Annotated in this window: 16 protein-coding genes and 1 tRNA gene; 4 read left to right on the top strand and 13 right to left on the bottom strand. The window is 65.6% G+C overall.

All coding sequences use genetic code 11. The annotated features are described in order from the left end of the window. Nucleotides 1-151: 151 nt before the first annotated feature. The gene (gene lon, locus AC1GI4_RS16165) at nucleotides 152-2,578 is read right to left on the bottom strand and encodes an endopeptidase La (protein WP_433910138.1); all 2,427 of its coding nucleotides are present in this window, start codon (nucleotides 2,576-2,578) and stop codon (nucleotides 152-154) included. 136 nt (nucleotides 2,579-2,714) lie between these two features. Here lon and AC1GI4_RS16160 point away from each other — a divergent pair, with 136 nt between their 5' ends. After that, entirely contained in the window at nucleotides 2,715-4,469 is a 1,755-nt protein-coding gene (locus AC1GI4_RS16160) for a M1 family metallopeptidase (RefSeq protein WP_479630177.1), read from the top strand. Nucleotides 4,470-4,589: 120 nt separating this feature from the next. Here the strand turns inward: AC1GI4_RS16160 and AC1GI4_RS16155 are convergent, their stop codons facing one another. The 6 genes from AC1GI4_RS16155 to AC1GI4_RS16130 form a co-directional block, all read right to left on the bottom strand. Further along, nucleotides 4,590-5,717, bottom strand: a complete 1,128-nt coding sequence (locus AC1GI4_RS16155) for a calcium:cation antiporter (RefSeq protein WP_294272425.1) — start codon at nucleotides 5,715-5,717, stop codon at nucleotides 4,590-4,592. A 199-nt stretch (nucleotides 5,718-5,916) separates the two neighbouring features. Further along, nucleotides 5,917-6,618, bottom strand: coding sequence for a RibD family protein (locus AC1GI4_RS16150; protein ID WP_433910136.1), 702 nt, complete (start codon nucleotides 6,616-6,618; stop codon nucleotides 5,917-5,919). 89 nt (nucleotides 6,619-6,707) lie between these two features. Then, complete coding sequence (locus tag AC1GI4_RS16145) at nucleotides 6,708-7,301, bottom strand: GNAT family N-acetyltransferase (RefSeq protein ID WP_479630176.1); 594 nt, start codon at nucleotides 7,299-7,301, stop codon at nucleotides 6,708-6,710. A 75-nt stretch (nucleotides 7,302-7,376) separates the two neighbouring features. Beyond that, nucleotides 7,377-8,648, bottom strand: coding sequence for an ATP-dependent Clp protease ATP-binding subunit ClpX (gene clpX / locus AC1GI4_RS16140; protein ID WP_042489865.1), 1,272 nt, complete (start codon nucleotides 8,646-8,648; stop codon nucleotides 7,377-7,379). 112 nt (nucleotides 8,649-8,760) lie between these two features. Next, nucleotides 8,761-9,450 (bottom strand): ATP-dependent Clp endopeptidase proteolytic subunit ClpP, encoded by a 690-nt coding sequence (clpP, locus tag AC1GI4_RS16135; protein WP_056434117.1) that lies wholly within the window; start codon nucleotides 9,448-9,450, stop codon nucleotides 8,761-8,763. A gap of 122 nt (nucleotides 9,451-9,572) precedes the next feature. Next, nucleotides 9,573-10,520 (bottom strand): glycosyltransferase family 2 protein, encoded by a 948-nt coding sequence (locus AC1GI4_RS16130; protein WP_479630175.1) that lies wholly within the window; start codon nucleotides 10,518-10,520, stop codon nucleotides 9,573-9,575. Between the two features lie 116 nt (nucleotides 10,521-10,636). On the opposite strand from AC1GI4_RS16130, the gene AC1GI4_RS16125 reads away from it, so the two are divergent. Further along, nucleotides 10,637-12,034, top strand: coding sequence for a hypothetical protein (locus tag AC1GI4_RS16125; protein WP_479630174.1), 1,398 nt, complete (start codon nucleotides 10,637-10,639; stop codon nucleotides 12,032-12,034). A 338-nt stretch (nucleotides 12,035-12,372) separates the two neighbouring features. Here AC1GI4_RS16125 and tig read toward each other — a convergent pair whose 3' ends face one another. Continuing rightward, entirely contained in the window at nucleotides 12,373-14,025 is a 1,653-nt protein-coding gene (gene tig, locus AC1GI4_RS16120) for a trigger factor (RefSeq protein WP_479630173.1), read from the bottom strand. Nucleotides 14,026-14,084: 59 nt separating this feature from the next. Further along, a tRNA-Leu gene (locus tag AC1GI4_RS16115) sits at nucleotides 14,085-14,169 on the bottom strand. A gap of 137 nt (nucleotides 14,170-14,306) precedes the next feature. Here AC1GI4_RS16115 and AC1GI4_RS16110 point away from each other — a divergent pair. Together AC1GI4_RS16110 and AC1GI4_RS16105 are read left to right on the top strand one after the other, a co-directional pair. Next, nucleotides 14,307-14,465 (top strand): hypothetical protein, encoded by a 159-nt coding sequence (locus AC1GI4_RS16110; RefSeq protein ID WP_167334720.1) that lies wholly within the window; start codon nucleotides 14,307-14,309, stop codon nucleotides 14,463-14,465. A 12-nt stretch (nucleotides 14,466-14,477) separates the two neighbouring features. Beyond that, a complete protein-coding gene (locus AC1GI4_RS16105) occupies nucleotides 14,478-14,720 on the top strand; it encodes a hypothetical protein (protein WP_479630172.1) in 243 nt (80 codons plus the stop codon). A 647-nt stretch (nucleotides 14,721-15,367) separates the two neighbouring features. Here AC1GI4_RS16105 and gatB read toward each other — a convergent pair. From gatB to gatC, 4 genes are read right to left on the bottom strand one after another with little or no spacing between them, the layout of a single operon-like run. Beyond that, nucleotides 15,368-16,849, bottom strand: coding sequence for an Asp-tRNA(Asn)/Glu-tRNA(Gln) amidotransferase subunit GatB (gene gatB, locus AC1GI4_RS16100; RefSeq protein ID WP_479630171.1), 1,482 nt, complete (start codon nucleotides 16,847-16,849; stop codon nucleotides 15,368-15,370). After that, on the bottom strand, nucleotides 16,846-17,262 hold the full coding sequence (locus AC1GI4_RS16095) for a hypothetical protein (RefSeq protein WP_433910130.1): 417 nt from the start codon (nucleotides 17,260-17,262) through the stop codon (nucleotides 16,846-16,848). Before AC1GI4_RS16095 ends, gatB begins: the two co-directional genes overlap by 4 nt. Beyond that, on the bottom strand, nucleotides 17,256-18,737 hold the full coding sequence (gene gatA, locus AC1GI4_RS16090) for an Asp-tRNA(Asn)/Glu-tRNA(Gln) amidotransferase subunit GatA (protein WP_294272400.1): 1,482 nt from the start codon (nucleotides 18,735-18,737) through the stop codon (nucleotides 17,256-17,258). Before gatA ends, AC1GI4_RS16095 begins: the two co-directional genes overlap by 7 nt. Beyond that, nucleotides 18,737-19,024: an Asp-tRNA(Asn)/Glu-tRNA(Gln) amidotransferase subunit GatC gene (gene gatC, locus AC1GI4_RS16085; RefSeq protein WP_294272397.1), complete on the bottom strand. Its 288-nt coding sequence runs from the start codon at nucleotides 19,022-19,024 to the stop codon at nucleotides 18,737-18,739. Before gatC ends, gatA begins: the two co-directional genes overlap by 1 nt. Nucleotides 19,025-19,100 lie beyond the last annotated feature (76 nt).

Raw genomic sequence — 19,100 nt, 5'->3', positions numbered from 1 at the left:
TGACGCGGCGAACCGAGCTGTCAAACCCCCCGCCCGCCGTGCATCGTTACCCAATGCGAACGATGACGCAAACAGAAGTGCGTGTCATCCCTATGACATCGTTTGAAAAAGGCCGCCGATCTTTCGACCGGCGGCCCTTCCCTCACGACGATCAGTGGTGGCGTTCACCGCCCACCGCCGGGATGGGTGCGGGCGGAAGCGCCGCCAGCTCATCCGCATCGGTCCAATCGATCGCTTCCAGCGGCCCGACCAGCGCCAACCGGAGCACTTCGTCGACATGCGCGACCGGCACGATCTTGAGGCCGTTCAGGATGTTGGCGGGGATATCCGCCAGATCCTTCTCATTTTCCTGCGGAATGAGCACGGTGGTGATGCCGCCACGCAGCGCCGCGAGCAGCTTCTCCTTCAGCCCACCGATCGGCAGCACGCGACCCCGCAGGGTCACTTCGCCGGTCATCGCCACGTCCTTGCGCACCGCGATCCCGGTCAGCGTCGACACGATCGAGGTAACGAGGCCGATGCCCGCCGACGGACCATCCTTGGGCACCGCGCCCTCGGGAAGGTGGATATGGATGTCCTTGCGGTGGAACAGCGACGGCTTGATGCCGAAGCTGGGGCTACGCGCCTGGACGAAGCTGAAGGCGGCCTGGACCGATTCCTTCATGACATCGCCCAGCTTGCCGGTGGTCTTCACCTGGCCCTTGCCCGGCACCGTCACCGATTCGATGGTCAGCAGTTCGCCGCCCACCTCGGTCCAGGCCAGGCCCGTGACCGCACCGATCTGATCCTCCTGCTCGGACAGGCCGTGGCGGTACTTCTGGACGCCCGCGAACTCGTGCAGGTTCTCGGGCGTGATCGTCACCGACGTCGCCTTGCCCTCCAGAATCTGGCGCAGCGCCTTGCGCGCCAGACGCGCGATCTCGCGCTCCAGCGTACGCACGCCCGCCTCGCGGGTGTAGCGCTGGATCAGCGCACGCAGGCCACCTTGCGTCAACGTGAACTCGCCGTCCTTCAGGCCATGCGTCTCGACCTGCTTGGCGACCAGGTGACGCTCGGCGATCTCAACCTTCTCGTCCTCGGTATAGCCCTCCAGACGGATGATCTCCATGCGGTCGAGCAGCGGCTGCGGCAGGTTCAGCGTGTTCGCGGTGCACACGAACATCACGTCCGAGAGATCGATGTCGATCTCCAGATAGTGATCGTTGAACTTGGCGTTCTGTTCCGGATCGAGCACTTCCAGCAGCGCGGACGCAGGGTCACCACGGAAATCCTGGCCCAGCTTGTCGATCTCGTCGAGCAGGAACAGCGGGTTGGACGTGCCGGCCTTTTTCAGGTTGGTCACGATCTTGCCGGGCAGCGAGCCGATATAGGTGCGGCGGTGGCCGCGAATCTCCGCCTCGTCGCGCACGCCGCCCAGCGACTGGCGGATGAACTCGCGCCCGCATGCCTTGGCGATCGACTGGCCCAGCGAGGTCTTGCCGACGCCCGGCGGGCCGACGAGGCACAGGATCGGCCCCTTCAGCTTGTTGGTGCGCGCCTGGACGCCGAGATACTCGACGATCCGGTCCTTCACCTTCTCCAGCGCATAATGATCCTGATCGAGGATCGCCTGTGCTGCGGCGATGTCCTTCTTGACCTTGGACTTCTTGCCCCAGGGCAGGCCGAGCAGCACGTCGAGGTAATTGCGCACGACCGTCGCCTCGGCGCTCATCGGCGCCATGGTCTTCAGCTTCTTCAGCTCGGCGGTCGCCTTGGTCCGCGCTTCCTTCGACAGCTTGAGCGTCGCGATCTTCTGGGTCAGCTCGGCGATCTCGTCGCCGTCGCCGTCCTCGCCCTCATTGCCCAGCTCGCGCTGGATCGCCTTGAGCTGCTCGTTGAGATAATATTCGCGCTGCGTCTTCTCCATCTGGCGCTTGACGCGGCTCTTGATCTTCTTCTCGACCTGCAGGACGCCGAGTTCGCCCTCCATCAGGGCATAGGCCATCTCCAGCCGCTTGGCCGGATCGGTTTCGACCAGCAGCGCTTGCTTGTCGGCGACCTTGACCGAGATGTTCGCGGCGACCGCATCGGCCAGCTGCGACGCGTCTTCGATCTCGGCCAGCTGCACGGCGGTTTCGGCGGGCAGCTTGCGGTTGAGCTTGGCGTAATTCTCGAACTGGTCGACCACCGAGCGCATCAGCGCGGCGATCTGCGCCTTGACGTCATGGTCCTGCGCTTCGAGCGCGGCTTCGTCGCTCTCGACCACGGTCGTATCGATGGTCGAGGTCAGGTGGGTGCCCGACTCGTCCAGCTCGACCAGGCGGCCGCGCGTCTTGCCCTCCACGAGCACGCGCACCGTGCCGTCGGGGAGCTTGAGCAATTGCAGGACGCTGGCGGTCACGCCGATCTCGTACAAATCCTCGCGCGAGGGATCGTCCTCGGCCGGATCGAGCTGGGCGACCAGGAAGATTTCCTTATCCGCCGCCATCGCCGCTTCCAGGGCCGCGACCGATTTGTCGCGGCCGACGAACAGGGGCACGATCATGTGCGGGAAGACGACGATGTCACGCAGCGGGAGGACGGGATAGGTCTGGTTCATGCAAACTCCGGTCGGCCCCGATCGGGGCCTCTTCACCTCTATATATGGGGAGGGTTGCCGATCCATCAATTCCCGGTGCGACAAGACGCATCGCGACGGCTTGCCAAGTCGCATCGGCTGCGCAACACCATAGCGCATGGATCGTATACGGAATGTCGCCCTCGCGCTGCTCGCCCCCTCGCTTCTCTGCGCTGTCCCGTCCGGCGCCCAGGCGCCCAAGGCCTTGCCGGGCAAGGGTGAGCCGCCGCTGACCGCACAGACCATGATCTCGGGCGGTGTCCGCCCGCCCGAACAGCTTGCCGTCCGCTTCGACCGGGCCGACCTGTCGTTCGAGGTGCTGCCCGACACCGAGGAATTGAATGGCGTCGCGGTACTGGACTTTACCGCAAAGGCCCCGCTGGCGCGGCTGGTGATCGATCTCGACAAGAATCTGCCGGTCAAGGCGATCGCGATCGACGGTAAGCCGCTGAAAGCGGGGGCCTGGTCCAACCCGCAAGGGCAGTTGGTCATCACCCTGCCCCGCCCGCTCCAAACCGGACAGAAGGTCAGCGCCAAGATCACCTATGGCGGCACCCCGCATGTCGCGGTGCGCGCGCCCTGGGATACCGGCGTCGTCTGGGCCAAGACGCCGGACGGGCGGCCCTGGTTCGCGACGACGTCGCAGGGCTATGGCTGCGACCTGTTCTGGCCCTGCCTCGACTATCCGATGGGCGAGCCGGGCGTGGTGACATTGCACATCACGGTACCCCAGGGCTTGAAGGCACCGTCCAACGGCGTCCTGCTGGGCGTCGATACGCTGCCCGATGGGCGGACGCGCTGGAACTGGCGGACCAAGCACCCCAACACCTACGCGATCGCGCTGAACGTCGGCCCCTATGAGGTGATCGAGGGCAAATATAAGAGCCGTTTCGGCAACACGATCCCGATGTTCTACTGGTATCTGCCCGGCGAGAAGAAAAAGGCCGAAGGGCTGTTCGCCGAGTTCGCGCCGACGCTCGATTTCTTCGAATCGACGGTCGGCCCATTCCCCTTCGGCGACGAAAAGCTGGGTGTGGTCGAGACGCCGCACAAGGGCATGGAGCACCAGACGATCAATGCGTATGGCAATGAATATGCCAAGGCGCCGGAAGGGTTCGACTGGCTGTTCCAGCACGAGTTCAGCCATGAATGGTTCGGCAACCAGCTGACCAATGTCGACTGGGACGATTTCTGGCTGCACGAAGGCTATGGCAGCTATATGCAGCCCTCCTATGGTCGCTGGCGCGAGGGCGAGGCGCGCTATGCGGTGATGATGGACGCGCAGCGCGGGCAGATCGCGAACACGTCGCCCATCGTCCACGACCGCAGCATGACCGAACAGGAGGTCTACGAACCGGCCAAGGGCGGGCCGGGCCTCGACATCTATATGAAGGGGTCGTGGATGCTGCACACGCTCCACAACCTGATCGGGGACAAGGCGTTCTGGGACGTGACGCGGCTGGCCGTCTATGGCCGCACCGATCCCAAGCCCGGCAATTTCGCGCCCCGCTATGGCTCGACCAAGGAATATGAGGGCTTCGTCAAACAGGTGACCGGCAAGGATTATAGCTGGTTCTTCGACGTCTATCTCCGCCAGGCGGCGCTGCCCGAGATCGTCGAAACGCGGGTCGGCGACACACTGACGCTCACGTGGAAGGTGCCGGGCGGCGGGCCCTTCCCTCTGCCGGTCGAGGTGCAGGTCGGCGACAGGGTCGAGACGCTGCCGATGACGAACGGTTCGGGCACGCTGACCGTGCCGGCGGACGCGCATATCGTGGTCGATCCATGGGCGAAGATCCTGAAGCGCTCGGTCGCGATCGAACAGTTCCGTGCGTGGAAGGCGGAGCAGGCGGCGAGGAAAAAGCCGAACTGAGGCCGATCCAACCCGTGCGCTTCGACTTCGCTCAGCGCGAACGGAGGTTTGCCCTATCTCCGTTCAGCCTGAGCGAAGTCGAAGGCCAAGGGCACCCCTCTGAATCAAAAGGGCCGGGGTTCAGGGCACCACCGTCACGAACAGATACGCCGCAAAGATCACCAGATGCACCGCGCCACCCAGCACGGTGGTGCGGCCATTGCCCAGCGTCAGCGTGATGGTGAACAGCGACAGGACCAACAGGATCATCTGCTTGGCCCCGATCCCCAGCGCCAGCGGCAGGCCCAGCATCAGCGACACGATCGCCACCGCCGGAATGGTCAGCCCGATCGTCGCCAGTGCCGAGCCGAGCGCGAGGTTCAGGCTGGTCTGAAGCCGGTTGCGCTTGGCCGCGCGGTAGGCCGCCAGGCTTTCCGGCGCGAGGACCAGCGCGGCGATGACCACGCCGACGATCGCCAGCGGCAGGCCCGCGCCCAGGATCGCCGCCTCGACGATCCCCGACAAGCCCTTGGCCAGCAGCACGACCCCGACCAGCGCGACCAGCAGCATTCCCAGGGCGGCCCAGGCCGCCGCATTGCCCGGCGGCTCGGCATGGGCATCGCCGGGCAGGTCGTCATCGGCGGGCAGGAAATATTCGCGGTGGCGCACCGTCTGCACCATGACGAAGGTGCCGTAGAGAATGACGCTGACGATCGCGACGAACACCAGCTGCGAGGTCGCATAGGTGGGCCCCGGTGCGGACGAGACGTAATTGGGCAGGACCAGCGACAACACGACCATCGCGGTCAGTACGTTCAGCGCTGCGCTCGCGCCGCGCAGCGAAAAGCGCTGCTCGCCATGCTGCACCCCGCCCGCCAGCAGGCAGAGCCCGACGATCCCGTTCAGGATAATCATGATCGCCGCGAATACGGTGTCGCGCGCCAGGCTGGAGGCATCCCCCGCATCCGACAGCATCAGGCTGACGATCAGGGACACCTCGATCACCGTCACCGCGACCGCCAGGACGAGCGTGCCGAACGGCTCGCCGACCCGGTGCGCGACGACCTCAGCCTGATGCACCGCCGACAGGACGCAGCCGATCAGGATGATCGCCGCCGCCACGACGCCGACCGTCCCCATCTTATAGAGCGATATCAAGATGGCGAGCAGGCCTAGGATCGGGAACGCCAGGGTCCACCAGGGCATCAGCAGGCGCTGGAGTAGCGCGCGCTTCTGTCCGGCGGTGACGATGGCGTCGGGTTCGCTCATGGCTGGTCGGGCCTCCTTTTCACGACATGGGATGATGACACCCCTGTCATGCCAATGCGCCAATGACGCACTTGGGTCCCGCCCGCGACTGAATTCGTTGCGATAAAGCAATAACGGCCCTCACCCTTCCGCGGGTGGACTCCTTCCCTCCCCCGTTGGGAGAGGGAGGGAGGCGCGAAGCGCCGGAAGGGTGAGGTCTTCAGGTGATCGGCTGGTTGTCGACCTTGTAGCGCAACCAGAGCTCGCCGCCCGGCAATAGCTCATGATGGGTCAATGTCAGTCCGGTCAGCGGCGCAGGCGTATCCGCGTCCTCCTCGCCCGAATGAAACAGGCTGGGCGCCCCCGCCGCGCCATCGATCGCGGGACAGAGCGCCATGCTGATCTCATCGATCAACCCGGCGCGCAGGAATTCGCCATTCGCCGTCCCACCACCTTCGACCAGCAACGTCTTCACCCCCAGCTCCCGGTTCAGGATTTCGGGGACAGCGTGCAGATCGATCGTCTCCGCCCCGGCGAAGATATAGGATACCCCGTCCCGACGCAGCCCGGCGAGATGCGCATCCGACACCGCCTCGGTCAGGACGACGACGATCGGATCGCCGCCGATATCGCCCCGCCCCCAGACGATCTTGCCCTGTTCGTCCAGCACCACACCGAACGCCTCGGCCTCGCGGCGGGCGAACCAGTGCTCTCGCGGGAAGGTCTGGTCGGTATCGGGATAACCGTCCCCTTTTGCGAACTCCTGTCCCGTCACGCGCCCGACGATCCACGCATCGCCGCCGATCCGGTCGTGCAGATCCTCGAACAGATCGCCGGGCTTGTAGCTATCCGGCCGCCACCGGCTTTGCAGGATGCGGCCGTCCAGGCTGCAAATCATGTGGCAGATCATATAGGGCTTCATGGGCGGCTCTCCTGTTCGGAGCGGCAACGCGTGGCAAAGCAGAGGGGTTCTTGCCGCCATTTCATTCCTCCCCTGCAAGGGGAGGAAGTTCAACGCCCGCCAACCGGCCGGATCATCGACCAGAAGCGCGGACCGCCCTTCGGCACCGACCATTCCCCGGTCAACTCGAACCCCAGCCTCGCATAGAGCCCGACATTGCTCTCGGTCGCCGTCTCCAGATAGGCGGGCACACCGTCCGCATCGCAGCGGGCCAGCCCCGCCCGGATCGAGGCGCCGCCCAGCCCCTGCCCCTGTCGCGCCGAATCGACCCCGGCGATGTGAAGATACCAGAAGGGCTCGGCCGGGAAATGCGCCTCGATCGCATGCGACAGGCGAAGCGCACGGGGCAGCGCAGTGCCCAAAGTCGTCAGCAGCGGGATCGCCTGGGCCAGCATCGCCGTCATGGGGACATGCGCCCGTCCCGGCGGCCGCCAGAACGTGCCCGCATCCGCGTCCTGGGCCACCAGCCGCATCCCCACCGCATCGCTGTCGAAGAGCAGCGCGAACAGCCTGGGCAGGCGCTTCGCCCGCTGCGCCGCGTCGGGGAAGATATAGGACATGGCCGGATCATCGGCGAAGGCGCGGCCCAGCATCTTCGCCACCGCCGCCCGGTCGCCGGCTCGCGCCTCACGGATCGTCACCATCACCCACATCCCATAAAAAACGGGCGCTCCCCGAAGGAAGCGCCCGTCATCAACTTCGAACCGCCAGCGGGCCGATCAGGCCGCCGCGCCGTCCGTCTTCTTGGCCTTTTCGGCATAGACGCGGATCGGTTCCTTGCGGCCCTCGACCACGTCCTTGTCGACCATCACCTCGTCGACGCCGTCCATGCCGGGCAGGTCGAACATGGTGTCGAGCAGGATGCCCTCCAGGATCGAACGAAGCCCACGCGCGCCGGTCTTGCGCTCGATCGCCTTCTTGGCGACCGTGGTCAGCGCGTCGTCGGTGAAGTCGAGTTCGACATTCTCCATCTCGAACAGCTTCTGATACTGCTTGACCAGCGCGTTCTTCGGCTCGGACAGGATCTTGACCAGCGCTGCGATGTCAAGGTCTTCCAACGTCGCGATGACCGGCAGACGGCCGACGAATTCGGGGATCAGACCGAACTTGAGGAGATCCTCCGGCTCGGTCTGGCGCAGATATTCGCCAGTTCGCTTTTCTTCCGGCGCCGCGACATAGGCGCCGAAACCGATCGACTTGCCCTGCAGACGGTCGCCGATGATCTTCTCGAGCCCTGCGAACGCGCCGCCGCAAATGAAAAGGATGTTCGTCGTATCGACCTGCAGGAATTCCTGCTGCGGATGCTTGCGGCCACCCTGGGGCGGAACGCTGGCGGTCGTGCCTTCCATCAGCTTGAGCAGCGCCTGCTGAACGCCCTCGCCCGACACGTCGCGGGTGATCGAGGGGTTCTCGGCCTTGCGGCTGATCTTGTCGATCTCGTCGATATAGACGATGCCGCGCTGCGCCCGCTCGACATTGTAATCCGATGCCTGGAGCAGCTTGAGGATGATGTTCTCGACGTCCTCGCCGACATAGCCCGCTTCGGTCAGCGTCGTCGCGTCCGCCATGGTGAACGGCACATCGAGGATGCGTGCCAGCGTCTGCGCCAGCAACGTCTTGCCGCAACCCGTCGGGCCGACCAGCAGGATGTTCGACTTGGCCAGCTCGACGTCGGCACCCTTCGCGCCGTGGTTCAGACGCTTATAGTGGTTGTGCACCGCGACCGACAGGACACGCTTGGCCTGCTTCTGCCCGATGACGTAATCGTCGAGCACGTTGCAGATTTCCTGCGGCGTCGGGACGCCACCATCCTTCTTGGAGACCAGCGCGGACTTGGTCTCCTCGCGGATGATGTCGTTGCACAGCTCCACGCACTCGTCGCAAATGAAGACGGTCGGCCCCGCGATCAGCTTGCGCACCTCGTGCTGCGACTTGCCGCAGAACGAGCAATAGAGGGTGCTTTTCGAGTTGCCACCGCTCACCTTGTCCATCAATCACCTCTCGCACCCATGAAGCGGTGCGCTACCGTTGCCGGGGTGCGCATCGTACCGCACCCCGATAAAGTCACAATCGAAATAAACCGTTCATCGTGAACGATCCGCCTTACGCCGCGGTCGACGCGTCGTCGGCCGGGGTCGGACGCTTGTCGAACACCTGGTCGATCAGGCCGAACTCCTTGGCTTCCTCGGCGCTCATGAACTTGTCGCGGTCCATCGCACGCTCGATCTCTTCCAGCGGCTTGCCCGTGTACTTGGCGTACAGCGTGTTCAGGAAGTGCCGCATGCGCAGGATTTCGCGCGCCTGGATCTCGATGTCGGCCGCCATGCCCTGCGCCCCGCCCGAGGGCTGGTGGATCATGATGCGGCTGTTCGTGGTCGCGACGCGCATGCCCGGCTCACCGGCCGACAGCAGGAAGCTGCCCATCGAGGCGGCCTGGCCGATGCACAGCGTGCCGACGCGCGGACGGATATACTGCATCGTGTCATGGATCGCCATGCCCGCCGTGACGACACCGCCCGGCGAGTTGATGTACATATAGATGTCCTTCTTCGGATTTTCCGACTCAAGGAACAGCAGCTGCGCGCAGATCAGCGAGGCCATGCCGTCCTCGACACCGCCGGTGACGAAGATGATGCGCTCGCGAAGCAGGCGGCTGAAGATATCGAACGACCGTTCGCCGCGGTTCGACTGTTCGATGACGATCGGAACCAGCCCGGCCTGCGTCTGCCGCAGCCCGACGCCAGCATGGGCCAGCGGGCTCGCGAAATCGCCGGTCTCGAACGGATTGTGCATGGAAATCTCTCTTATGCCCAGAAGAGCCCCTATGTCGCGTGGTGGCCGCGCATATTCAAGCCCCGGCGGCATCCCGCGATGCTGCCGTGCAGCGTTTATAGCTTTCAGGGGTGAAAATCCGATTAGCGCGGGTTGCCCGGCGCGGGCAGCGCCAGATAGGCCAGCCGTCGCACCTCCTGCCGCCCGCGCACCACGGTATCGAGGATCAGCCCGGTAAAGACGTTCAGCGCGGCGAGCAGCATCAAACCCGTGGACAGGATCGCGGTCGGGAAGCGCGGCACCTGATGCGTCTGGAGGTAGGTCAGGACGATCGGCACGGCGAGCAGGATGGCAAGCGCCGCGAACAGCGCCGCGACCGCGCCGAAGAACCACATCGGCCGCTCGATCCGGTACAGCTTCAGGATGGTGCGCAGGATACGCCAGCCGTCCGAATAGGTGGACAGCTTCGACGCCGATCCTTCCGGCCGCGCATAATAGGGCGTGGCAATCTCGGCGCAGGGCATCTTCAGCTCCAGCGCATGGACACTAATCTCGGTCTCGATCTCGAAGCCGACCGACAGGACCGGAAAACTCTTCACGAAGCGGCGGGAAAAGACGCGGTAGCCCGACAGAATGTCGGTAAAGCTCCGCCCGAACAGCTTGGCGAGCATGCCCGTCAGCATGGCATTGCCGAAGCGATGCCCGCGACGATAGGCGAGTTCGGCCTCGCTCACCCGCTGGCCGACCACCATGTCGAGTTGCTCGTCGACCATGCGCGCGACCAGATCGGGTGCGGAGGCAGCGTCATAGGTCGCGTCGCCATCCGCCATGACATAGATGTCGGCGTCGATATCGGCGAACATGCGACGGACCACCGCGCCCTTGCCCTGGATCCGCTCCGACCGCACGACAGCCCCCGCCGCGCGCGCAACCTCGACCGTGCGGTCCTTGCTGTTATTGTCGTAGACATAGATGGTCGCGGTCGGCAGCGCCTCGCGGAAGCCCGCGATCGTCTGGGCGATCGCCGCTTCCTCGTTATAGCATGGCAACAGCACCGCAATGCTTGGCGCGGCCCCCTGGTAGTCCATCATTCTTCCCTCGTGGGCTGTACGGTCAGCCGAAGCGACGCCCTTTATGGCGGATCACGACCTAAAGCGAGACGGCGCCCGTGCTTGCCCCCGGATCGGCCATATCCCTAAGCTGCGCCATGGACGAGTCAAAGCCGCATCGATCGATCCCCCGACCATCATGGCTGTTTATCGGCGCGGTGCTGATCGGTGCGGTGCTGTTATCCTGGGTGGCGATCGCCAACGGTTTCCCGTTGGTCTTTGCCGATTCGGGTACCTATGTGCGGATTCCGCTCGAACTATATTACCCGACCGACCGACCGCCGATCTACGGCCTGGCGATCGGATTACCCCTGCGGCTGGCGGGCCTGTGGGGGATCGTCGCCGTCCAGGCGATCGGCAGCGCGATGATGATCGCCATGACACTGTCCATCGGTCGGGAACGCCCGCGCCCGGTGGAGGTGATCGCGACCTGCAGCTTTCTGGCGTCAGCGAGCAGCCTGCCCTGGTTCGTCGGGCAGATCATGCCCGACCTCGCCACCGGCTTCATACCGCTGGTGCTCTTCGCGCTGCTCACTCGTCCCGCCGATGCGCCGCTGTGGCAACGCGCCGGACTGGGCGCGTTGCTGACATTGCTGATCGCCGTGCATCTCAGCCATGTGTTGCTGACGGCAGGGCTTCTGGGGCTCGCCGCGGTCGTCATGCTGCTGGCTGGCATGGGGTGGCGCGAGACGTTCCTTCGGTCGCTGCCTGCTGCCCTGGCCATCCTCCTGGCGCTATTGGGCCTGAGCAGCCTCAACCGGGTGGCGGGCTATGAATTCAGGCCCGCCCTGTCGTCCGACACCTTCCTGCTCGCCCGGCTGTTCGACGGGCATGTGGCACAGCCGACGCTGGCGCGGCTGTGTCGCGAGGAGGCGCTGGCGCATTGCGCGGTTCAACCGCTGGTCGACGATCCCGCCATCGCCAAGCCGGGCCAGGCCTATCTCTGGGACAAGCGTTCGCCGATCGGTGCGATGCTGACCCGTGACCGGGCGGGCGTCATCGCCGAGCAGCGGCGCATCATCCGCACGGTGCTGCACGACGATCCCGGCGGCGTTGCGCGGTTGGCGTGGCGGGGTTTCGCCGAGCAGCTGATAACGGTGCGCAAGGGTGTCCTGCCGCCTTACTCGGCCGCCATGCAGATTTCCCGCATCCTGCAAGCGCGGCTTCCCGGCGATTTCCAGGCCTTTTCCCATTCGCGACAACAGCGCGGGGCGCTCGATCCCCTGAAATTCGCGCCGGATGTCGCGGTGGCCGTGGCGATCGTCCTGCTACTGCCGCTGATGCTGCTATGGGCTATGCGACGGCGGCAATGGTCACTGATCGGCCTGACGGGGTTGGTCGTTGCGACGCTTCTGCTCAATGCGGCGATCACCGGCGATCTTTCCGGCCCTGACGATCGTTACCAGAGCCGGGTGCTGTGGCTGCTCCCGCTGCTCGCCGCCTGTTTCGTCATCACCGCTGCTCGACGCCGGATTCCAGAACCAATCGACATTTAGCCCCCCCCCTTCTTCCCTCTCCCCTGGACAGGGGAGAGGGTTAGCGAAGCTTGCCAGCTTGGCTGGCTAGCGCAGCTTGGGTGAGGGGTTGAGCGAGCCGAAGGCTCGCGCGATCGCACAGGCAAGCACCACACCCCTCACCCAGCTCCAACTAAGCCCTCGCTTTCGCAAAGGCCAAGTCTGCGCAACCCTCTCCCCTCGAAGAGGGGCGAGGGAAGAGGACATGGCTGAACGTCGATCCAGCCTAAAAGCGCGGCGGGCCTGGACGCAAAAAGGGCGACCGCTCGCGCGGCCGCCCTTTTTATCCGCTGACGGGCCGAAGCCCGCCCCGGCCGACCTTACTCGGTCGGCGCGGCCTTCTTGGCGCGCGGCTTCTTTGCGGGTGCTTCGGCGGCTTCCGCCTCGCCCTCGGCCGGAGCAGCGGCCTTCTTGGCGCGCGGCTTCTTCGCGGGGGCTTCCTCGGTCGCTTCGGCGTCGCCCTCGGCGGGTGCAGCCTTCTTGGCGCGGGCCGGCTTCTTCTCGCCCTCGGCGTCGTCGGCGGCCGCGTCCTCGGTCACGTCGGCATCGGCCTTCTTGGCCTTCGCCTTGGCGGGCTTCTTCTTGCCGTGGTCATGATCGTGGTCGTGGTCATGATTGTGGACGTGCGTGCCGGTCGCGAAACCGTCTTCGCTCTCGATCGCGGCTTCCAGCTCCTCGCGGGTGGTTTCGCGGTCAGTGATTTCGGCCTTGCCGAACAGGAAGTCGACGACCTTGTCCTCATAGAGCGGGGCGCGCAGCTGGGCGGCGGCCATCGGCTCCTGCTGGACATACTGGATGAAGCGCTGGCGATCTTCCGGGCCGTACTGCTGGGCGGCCTGCGCGATCAGGCGGTTCATTTCCTGCGCGGTCACTTCGACGCCGTTGGCCTGGCCGATCTCCGAGAGGAGCAGGCCCAGACGGACGCGGCGCTCGGCGATCTTCTTATAATCGTCGCGCTCCTTCTCCATCTCGGCCTTGGCGGCCTCGGGATCTTCCTCGTGGGTCGCTTCATGCTCGAGCTGCGCCCAGATCTGCGAGAACTCGGCCTCAACCATCGACGGCGGCACTTCGAAGTCGTGACCATCGGCCAGCTGGTCGAGCAGCTTGCGCTTCATATAGGTGCGGGTCAGGCCGTTATGCTCCTGCTCGATCTGCCCCTTCAGCAGGCCACGCAGCTGCTCCAGGCTCTCGAGGCCCAGATTCTTCGCCATCTCGTCGTCGACCTTGGCTTCACCGGCGGTCTTCACCGACTTGATGGTCAGGTCGAAGGTCGCGGGCTGACCGGCCAGATCCTTGGCGGGATAGTCCTCGGGGAAGGTGACCGAGATCTGCTTCTCGTCTCCGGCCTTCACGCCGACCAGCTGGTCCTCGAAACCGGGGATCAGGCGACCGCCGCCGATCTCGACGGCCATGTCCTCGCCCGAACCACCCTCGAAGGCGACGCCGTCAGCGGTCTTGCCGACGAAGTCGACGGTGACCTGATCGCCCTGCTCGGCGGCCTTGTCGCCGGCATCGTCCCAGCGCTTCTGCTGGTCGGCGAACTTCTGTAGCTGCTCGTCGATCACTTCGTCGGCCACCGGCACGGTCAGGCGGTCGAGCTTCAGCGCGTCGATCGCGGGCGTCGGGACGGTCGGCAGCACTTCGAGCGTGACGTTCAGCGTGGCATCCTTGCCCTGCTCATACTCACCGACCAGCTCCACCTGCGGCTGCATCGCGGGGCGCAGGTTCTTCTCGGCGATCAGCGACTGCACGCCTTCCTGCAGCGCGGTGTTCAGCGCGTCCTGAAGGAGCGCTGGGCCGTGCATCTTCCGAACCAGGTTCGCGGGGACCTTGCCGGGGCGGAAGCCGGGCATCTTCATCTGCGGAGCGATGCGCTTCAGCTCGGCATCGACCTTACCCTCGATATCCTTGGCAGTGATGGTGAGCGTGTAGGCGCGCTTCAGCCCCTCGTTCAGCGTCTCGACAGTCTGCATCTAAAGGCCTTCAATCTGGAGAAATTCCGTGTGGCTGTCGCCCCGTTTTGACCGGGGACTGGTGCGGGCGAAGGGACTCGAACCCCCACATCTTACGATACTGGAACCTAAATCCAGCGCGTCTACCAGTTCCGCCACGCCCGCACGAGGACACCGCCGATGGGCGCGCGTCTATATCACCATGGGCGGCTTCGGCAAGGGACAACAGGCAACATCGGCGTGCGACATGCGTTTATGCCCTCCCCAGCCGGAAAAAACGGCCCCATTTACGGAGAGCGAGAATGGCAACCCAGCCCCCGCCCGAAAGCCCGCAGCCGACCCAACCGGCCCAGCCCGACACGCCGCCGCCCGAAATCGTGCCGCCCGGCCCCGACATCGACCAGCCCGCCCCCGGTGTGGGTCCGGGCGATCCCGGCACGGCCCAGCCGCCCCAGATTTGAAAGGAGCCGACGATGGCGACCAATCCCGAAAACCATCCCGACAGCCCACCCGGCGAGGCGCCCGAAAACAATCCGGACAGCCCGCCGCGTGAGGACCCGCGGAGCGACATCGAACAGGCCGTCGAGGCGCGCTCGGATGCGGTGGCGCGTGGTGAGGGCGGTGAGGAGCCGGTGACGTTCACCGATACCGGCGAGCATGACGGCGTCGGTGGGACCGGCGGCGTGGTGCGCAATCAGGATCTGGATGCGCAATAATTGAGGGGGTGGGCTCGGTGAGACACCGTTGCCCTCCCCCAACCCCTCCCGCTTGCGGGAGGGGAGAGGGTTGTGGCGGAGCGCCAAGATGATCGCTGGCCGCTCGTTAGACACGACGCTCACGACTGCGCGTATCGCTCGCCCGGAGCACGCCCCTCCCGCAAGCGGGAGGGGATGGGGGAGGGAAAGCCACGGGCGACGCCCTCAGCGAGGCTCCCTACCCTCCCCCCAGCCCCCTCCCGCTTGTGGGAGGGGGAAGAGTTATGGCGAAGCGCCAAGATGATCGCAGGCCGCTCGTTAGATACGACACTCACGACCGCGCGTATCGCTCGCCCGAAGCACGCCCCTCCCGCAAGCGGGAGGGGATGGGGGAGGAAAAGCCACGGGCGATGCCCTCTGCGAGGCTCCCTACCCTCCCCCCAACCCCCTCCCGCCTGCGGGAGGGGGAAGAGTTATGGCGAAGCGCGACGATTATCGCAGGCCGCTCGTTAGATACGACACTCACGACCGCGCGTATCGCTCGCCCGAAGCACGCCCCTCCCGCAAGCGGGAGGGGATGGGGGAGGGAAAGCCACGGGCGATGCCCTCTGCGAGGCTCCCTACCCTCCCCCTAGCCCCTTCCCGCCTGCGGGAGGGGGAGTGTCAAATCATCCCGCCAGCGCCTTCTTCAGCAGATCATTCACCACCGCAGGGTTGGCCTTGCCGCCCATCGCCTTCATCGTCTGACCGACGAAGAAACCGAACAGCGCTTCCTTGCCCGCGCGGTACTGACCCAGCTGGTTCGGGTTCTTCTCCAGAACCTCGGCGATCACCGCCTCGATCGCTCCGGTATCGCTGGTCTGCTTGAGGCCGCGCTCCTCGACGATCTTCGACGGACCATCGCCCGTCTCCAGCATGATCTCGAACACCTGCTTGGACAGGCTGCCCGACAGCGTGCCGTCCGCGACCAGCGCCAGCAGCTCGGCGGCCTGGGTCGGCGACACCGGGCTTTCGGTGATGTCCTTGCCCAGCCGGTTGAGCGCGCCGAACAGTTCGGCCGCGACCCAGTTCGCCGCCTGGGCGGGCTTGGCCTGCGAGCCTTCCAGCGCGCCCAGCAGCGTGTCGAACCAGCGCGCCGTCTCGACCTCGGCGGTCAGCACGCCCGCATTATAGGCGGTCAGGCCCAGCGCCTCGTAACGGCGGCGCTTGGCGTCGGGCAGTTCGGGCAGGCTGGCGCGGCATTCGTCGAGGAACGCGTCGGTCAGTTCCAGCGGCAGCAGGTCGGGATCGGGGAAGTAGCGGTAATCATGCGCATCTTCCTTCGACCGCATCGAGCGGGTGGTGCCGCTCTCGACGTTGAACAGGCGCGTTTCCTGGACGATCTTGCCGCCATCCTCCAGCACCGCAACCTGGCGCTTGGCCTCATATTCGATCGCGGCCATCACGAAGCGAACCGAATTGACGTTCTTCGTCTCGGTGCGCGTGCCGAACTCATCGCCCACTTTACGAACCGACACATTCACGTCGGCGCGCATCGAGCCTTCTTCCATGTTGCCGTCGCACGACCCGACATAGCGGAGAATGGCCCGCAGCTTGCGGAGATAAGCCCCTGCTTCAGCAGGCGAACGCATGTCGGGACGGCTGACGATCTCCATCAGCGCGACGCCCGAGCGGTTGAGGTCGACATAGGAGCGCGTCGGATGCTGGTCGTGCATCAACTTGCCCGCATCCTGCTCGACATGGATGCGCTCGACGCCGATCGACTTGGTCGGCCCGTCAGGGTTCTTTTCGTCCAGGCTGATCTCGATCGCGCCCTCGCCCACCAGCGGGTGGTAAAGCTGGCTGATCTGATAGCCCTGCGGCAGATCGGCGTAGAAGTAATTCTTTCGGTCGAAGCGCGACCACTTATTGATATGCGCGTCGATCGCCATGCCGGTGCGCACCGCCTGACGGATGCACTCCATGTTGGGCACGGGCAGCATGCCGGGCATCGCGGCGTCGACCAGCGAGACCTGGGTGTTGGGCTCCGCGCCGAACGCGGTCGCCGCGCCCGAGAACAGCTTGGCGTTGGAGGTGACCTGGGCATGGACTTCCAGGCCGATCACGACCTCCCATTCCCCCGTCGCGCCCTGGATGCGATATTCGCTCATGTTCGATCTCGATGATGAAGATAGTTGATCGCCGTCAGGACGGCGTTGCTGCCCAGCAGGGCGACGATCCAGCAGGTCGACAGGATGCGCAGCACGGCCGTCTCGAAACCGAGATGCCGCGCCTCGCGCAACCCGACATAGGCCGCGCCAGCGCCCAGCAGCAGGAACAGGATGCCCAGCCGGATCTCACCGCGCAGGATCACGCTGTTGCCCACGCACAGGCACAAGATGAAGCCCGCCACGCCCAGAAAGAAACGCGCCAGCGTGTGATGGTCGAAGGGCTGGCTTTCCATGTGGCTCAGCGACACGCCGACATAGGCGCTCAGGATCGCCCCGAACGCGACGTTCAGGGCGCCCTGCGCCTCCCGCAACACGGCGATGTTGCGGGCCGAAAAGGCGCGGTCGCTTACCACCAGGCCTGCGGGCGGGCGGTGAAGCCCGCGCGCTGTTCCAGGGCGAGCCCGGCGTTCAGCACGCCCTGCTCGTCCAGTGCCTTGCCGATGATCTGGAGGCCGAGCGGCAGCCCGTCCTTATCCAGCCCGCCCGGCACCGACATGGCGGGCAGCCCGGCCAGCGAGGCGGGCACCGTGAACACGTCGTTGAGGTACATGGCCAGCGGATCGGCCTGCTTCTCACCCAGCGCGAACGCCGCCGACGGCGCGGTCGGGGTGAGCAGCACGTCGCATTGCTCGAAAGCCCGCTCGAAATCGCGGGCGATCAGCGTGCGGACCTTCTGCGCCTGGGTGTAATAGGCGTCGTAGAAGCCCGCCGACAGCACATAGGTGCCGATCAAGATGCGGCGTTTCACCTCGTCACCGAACCCGGCGGCGCGGGTCGCGGCGTACATGTCCTGCAACCCCGCCCCTTCGGGCAGGTCGCGCAGGCCATAACGCACGCCGTCATAGCGGGCGAGGTTGGACGACGCCTCGGCGGGTGCGATGATGTAATAAGCGGGCAGCGCGTACTTAGTGTGCGGCAGCGAAACCTCGACGATCTCGGCGCCCGCGTCGCGCAGCCAGTCGATGCCCTGCTGCCACAGCGCCTCGATCTCGGCGGGCATGCCGTCGACCCGATATTCCTTCGGCACGCCGACCTTCTTGCCCTTCAGGTCCGCCGACAACGCGGCTTCCCAGTTGGGCACGTCGAGCTTCAGCGAGGTCGCGTCCTTGGCATCGAAGCCCGCCATCGCCTCCAGCATGATCGCGCAGTCGCGAACGTCGCGCGCCATCGGCCCCGCCTGGTCGAGCGAAGAGGCGAAGGCGATCGTGCCCCAGCGCGAGCAGCGGCCATAGGTCGGCTTGATGCCCGAAATGCCGGTGAAGGCAGCGGGCTGGCGGATCGAGCCGCCGGTGTCGGTGCCGGTCGCGCCGGGAGCCAGACCCGCCGACACCGCCGTCGACGACCCGCCCGACGACCCGCCGGGGGCGAGCGGAGCGGTGTCGTTCGGACGACGCCAGGGCGAGATGACGTTGCCGAACGCGCTGGTTTCGTTGGACGAGCCCATGGCGAACTGGTCGAGGTTCAGCTTGCCGAGCATCCCCGCGCCCGCGTTCCACAGATTCTGCGAAACGGTGGACTCATAGGGCGGCACGAAGCCTTCGAGTATCTTGCTGGCGGCGGTGGTCGCGACGCCCTTGGTCGCGAACAGATCCTTCATGCCGATCGGCACGCCTGCCAGCGGCTTCAGCGTCTCGCCAGCGGCCCGCGCCGCATCGGCCGCATCGGCGGCGGCGAGCGCATGTTCCGGGGTCTTGACCAGGAAGGCGTTGAGCGCGTCGGCACCCGCGACCTTTGCGTTGAACGCTTCGGCGACTTCGCGCGCCTTGAACTGGCCGTCGCGCACGCCGTCGCGGATGGCGGCGATGCCGAGTGTGGTGAGATCAGTCATTATTCGATCACCTTGGGCACCGTGAAGAAGCCATGTTCGGCCTGCGGCGCATTCTGCATGAGGAGGTCGCGGATGCCGCCGTCATTGACGACGTCGTCGCGCAGGCGAAGCTGGTTCGGGATGACCGCGGTCATCGGGGCGACGCCTTGGGTGTCGACCTCGCCCAGCTGCTCGATCCAGCCCAGGATATTCCCCAGCTCGGGGGCGAGGCGCGTCGCGTCCTCCTCGGTGATCGCGATGCGGGCCAGGCTCGCGATCTTCTTCACGGTTGCGGTATCTACGGACATGGATTTGCGGCTAGCATCGCCGCGCGGCTTCGCGCAACGCTTTTGCCGTCTCGGCGATTGCAATGGGGACAAGTGG

The sequence above is a fragment of the Sphingomonas sp. 77B genome (assembly GCF_056497825.1).
Note: the sequence above shows the minus strand (reverse complement) of the source record. Positions and strands in the feature narration are given on the sequence as shown.